Annotated in this window: 5 protein-coding genes; 3 read left to right on the forward strand and 2 right to left on the reverse strand. The window is 67.5% G+C overall.

What is annotated here, in order from left to right:
- The first annotated feature begins 184 nt into the window (after positions 1-184).
- Genes ACXJKH_RS17395 through ACXJKH_RS17405 form a run of 3 tightly spaced genes read left to right on the forward strand, consistent with a single transcriptional unit; the run spans position 185 to position 2,199 of the window.
- Complete coding sequence (locus ACXJKH_RS17395; RefSeq protein ID WP_457321197.1) at positions 185-763, forward strand: RNA polymerase sigma factor; 579 nt, start codon at positions 185-187, stop codon at positions 761-763.
- On the forward strand, positions 760-1,302 hold the full coding sequence (locus ACXJKH_RS17400; RefSeq protein WP_457321199.1) for a hypothetical protein: 543 nt from the start codon (positions 760-762) through the stop codon (positions 1,300-1,302). Before ACXJKH_RS17395 ends, ACXJKH_RS17400 begins: the two co-directional genes overlap by 4 nt.
- A gap of 12 nt (positions 1,303-1,314) precedes the next feature.
- Entirely contained in the window at positions 1,315-2,199 is an 885-nt protein-coding gene (locus tag ACXJKH_RS17405) for a DUF4097 family beta strand repeat-containing protein (protein ID WP_457321201.1), read from the forward strand.
- A gap of 45 nt (positions 2,200-2,244) precedes the next feature.
- Here ACXJKH_RS17405 and ACXJKH_RS17410 read toward each other — a convergent pair whose 3' ends face one another.
- Both ACXJKH_RS17410 and ACXJKH_RS17415 read right to left on the reverse strand, forming a co-directional pair.
- Positions 2,245-2,424, reverse strand: coding sequence for a hypothetical protein (locus tag ACXJKH_RS17410; RefSeq protein ID WP_256775876.1), 180 nt, complete (start codon positions 2,422-2,424; stop codon positions 2,245-2,247).
- A 17-nt stretch (positions 2,425-2,441) separates the two neighbouring features.
- Complete coding sequence (locus ACXJKH_RS17415; protein WP_345779496.1) at positions 2,442-2,735, reverse strand: YkgJ family cysteine cluster protein; 294 nt, start codon at positions 2,733-2,735, stop codon at positions 2,442-2,444.
- Between the last annotated feature and the right edge of the window lie 535 nt (positions 2,736-3,270).

Below are 3,270 nucleotides of genomic sequence, written 5' to 3' on the forward strand. Positions count from 1 at the left end.
GCCTGCGGCCGCCMCCTCCYCCTTTATTTCGCCTCCAAGGGMATGGGCGCCCAGCGCCCGACCCACCAACGGCCGCGCCTGGAAAGGTCAACGCACGCTTCCACTTGTCCCGCATAGGGGCGAAGAACCACAAAATCGCCCGGGGCCGTTTAAACCTTTTCGATGGACCGCGCATCCAACGGATATGCTCAACGCCACCATGCCCGCATCCCGCGCCCCGACCGACGCTGTCGACGACCACGCCCTGGTCCGCGCGGCGGTCGGCGGTGATATGGCCGCCTATGAACGCATCTACCGACGCCACTCGCCGCGCATGTATGCGGTGCTGTGGCGGTTGTGCGGCGGCCACGCGGCACGCGCCGAAGATGCGTTGCAGGAAGCGTTCCTGCAGGCCTGGAAGGCACTGCCGGGCTTCCGTTTCGACAGCAGCCTGGGCACTTGGCTGCATCGGCTGGGGGTCAACGCGGCGCTGATGGAACTGCGGGCCAATTCCGTCGAGCAGGCCTGCGACGCCGGCGAGGCGGGCTGGGACAGCGTGGCCACGTTGGCCTCGGTGGACCGTTGCGCGGGCACCAGCATGGACCTGGAGCGCGCGCTGGAAACACTGCCGCCGCGCGCCCGTGCGGTGCTGGTGCTGCACGACATCGAAGGCTGGAAACACCATGAGATTGCCGAGCAGCTGCAGATGGCCGTGGGCAGCTCGAAGGCTCAGTTGCACCGTGCGCGTGGACTGTTGCGCGCACGCTTGGGAGAAACCGCATGAACGACCGTATCGACAACGTCAACGACAACGACAACGACAACGACGGACTGCAGGCGCAGCTGCGCGCACTGCCGGGCGAACGCCTGCCGCCAGCGCGGGTGTGGCAGGGCATCGCCGCGCGCTTGCCGGCCATGCCGTTGCCGGTCGCTGCACCACTGCCGGCCGCATCGGTGACGGCGATCGTGCCGCGCCGGCGCTGGCCGCTGCACATCGGACTGGGTCTGGCTGCGGCATTGGGCCTGGTCATGGTGGTGCCGATGCCGGCACCGCAGACGCCGCCACCCACGCTGGTGCAGCGGCAGGCCGATGCCATGGTCGCCGAGTACCAGCAGGCGATGGCCGCGTTGCCGGCCGCGCAGGTGGGCGGGGATTGGCAACCGGCGCTGCGTGAGCTGGACAGCAGTGCCGACCACATCCGCGCGGCGATCGCCGAAAACCCGCGCTCCCGTTCGCTGCTTGCGCAGCTGCAGCGCACCTATGCGCTGCGTCTTGAACTTACCCAGCAGGCGGTCATGGCCGCCGCTGGCCTGCCATCCTGAAGGAGATACACCATGCACACATCACTACGTCTGATCGCCGCCCTGGGCCTGCTGCTGCCGCTGGCGGTGCAGGCTGCCACCCGTGTCGATGAGCGTGCGCCGCTGGGCGCGGGCGGTCGGGTGGAGCTGAGCAACATCGCCGGCAAGGTCAGCGTGCGCGGCTGGGACCGCAACGAAGTGGCGCTGAGCGGCTCGATGGCCGACGGCTTGACCCTCAAGCAGGACCGCAGTACCAACCGGGTGCGTTGGGAAGTGGTCTATCCGCGCAACAGCAACAACGGCGGGGCCACGCTGGAACTGCGTGTGCCGCGTGCGGTGGAGGTGCAGCTGGGCACGGTGAGCGCGGACATCGACGTGGCCGATGTGGATCTGCGCCGGCTGCAGGCCAATGCGGTCAGCGGCAGTGTGTCGGCGGCCGGCCGCAGCGGCGAGACGACGTTGAGCACGGTCAGCGGCGGGATCCGTTCGCAGGTGCAGACGCCACGCCTGGACCTGCGCGCAGTCAGCGGGTCGGTGCAGGCCGCTGGCGGGGTGTCGGGCGAGGTGGCGGTGGAAACGGTGTCGGGCAGCATCAAGGTGGACGCGGGCCGGGTACAGCGTCTGGCCGCCGAAGCGGTATCGGGCAGCTTGAACATCGCCGCATCCGGCGTGGCGCCGGGCGGGAAGGTGACGTTGCAGACGGTGAGTGGTTCGATCGGGCTGCAGTTGCCGCGGTCGGTGTCGGCACAGCTGAGCGTGAAAACGTTCAGTGGCGATATCCAGTCCGATGCGGGTACGGTGGAGCGGCCGCGTTATGGGCCGGGCCGTACGCTGGATACGAAGCTGGGCGGTGGCGATGGGGACATCGCGATCAATGCCCATTCGGGCAATGTGCGGGTGGGGCTGGGCGGACGTTGAGTGCGGCCACCGCACCGGCACAGGGCCGGTGCGGACGGCTGCAGGTCAGCCGGCTCTCTTCAGTGCCAGGGTGTTGCCGAGCACTTCGATCTTGCCACCACTCTTGCGGAACGCGGCCAGGTCGGCTGCGATGCTGGCGCTGTTGACTGCGGTGCTGGAACCTTGCTTGCGGTCAACGCGAACGGTGTTGCCTGCCTTGGGGGAGGTCTTTGGCGTACGGGCCATGGATGCTCCTGTCATGGTTAACACGTGGATAAAATCGCCGACAGGTCGTGCTGTTGTCGACGGTAGTCCTGCCGCACATGGCGGCAGTCATCGCCGCCCATGTCAAACTGGCGGCAGATGGCGGGACGCTGCGAATAGATCGTGCAGCGCAGGTGATAGGGGTCGATGGCGGCACACCAGCCTTCGTCGTTGCGCGCCATGACGGTGCGCCCGGCCTCGTCGCGGTCCAGCAGGTAGCCGGGAACGGCGTCGCTGGGCATGACGGTGACCGACATCCGGCAACACACCGCGTCACAACGGCGGCAGTCGATGGGGTCGGGTTCGGCAGCGGAAACTGGGGCTGGTACAACCAGGCGTTCGCCCAATCGAATCTCTCTTGGCGGCTCAGGGGCGGTGCGCTGGGAACGAGCCGGATCACAGCGTAAAAGCGATCCCGGCGCCCGGGACGGATCCGAAGGCGGCAGCATCGAGAAGGACGGTGGCCTGTACCAGGCCCGGGATGACATGCGCGTTGCGCACTGAAGCAGAAAGATGATAGCGCTTTTGGCGTAACGTTTTGTTAATGCCGTCCCGGAATGGGGCGGAAAGCCTTGTGCCGCCTGGATTTCCCGCTACTGCCGAGGTCTCTATCTGGGGCCGAAAGGTCGAAGTTCAAGTGCACAACCCAGGGCCCAGGCTCTGGTCCAGCCACCGTCATCAGGGAACGTTCGGGACGGGCGCGCCACAGGGCCGGAGCGCACCGACCATCAAAAACCGGTGAGCCGACCGTTGGTCGGCTGCGGCGGCGCAGCCATCTGCGGTACAGAGCCAAGCGCTGGACGTTCTGCGCTGCCATCGGTAGTGCCG

The sequence above is a fragment of the Stenotrophomonas sp. P5_B8 genome (assembly GCF_054049855.1).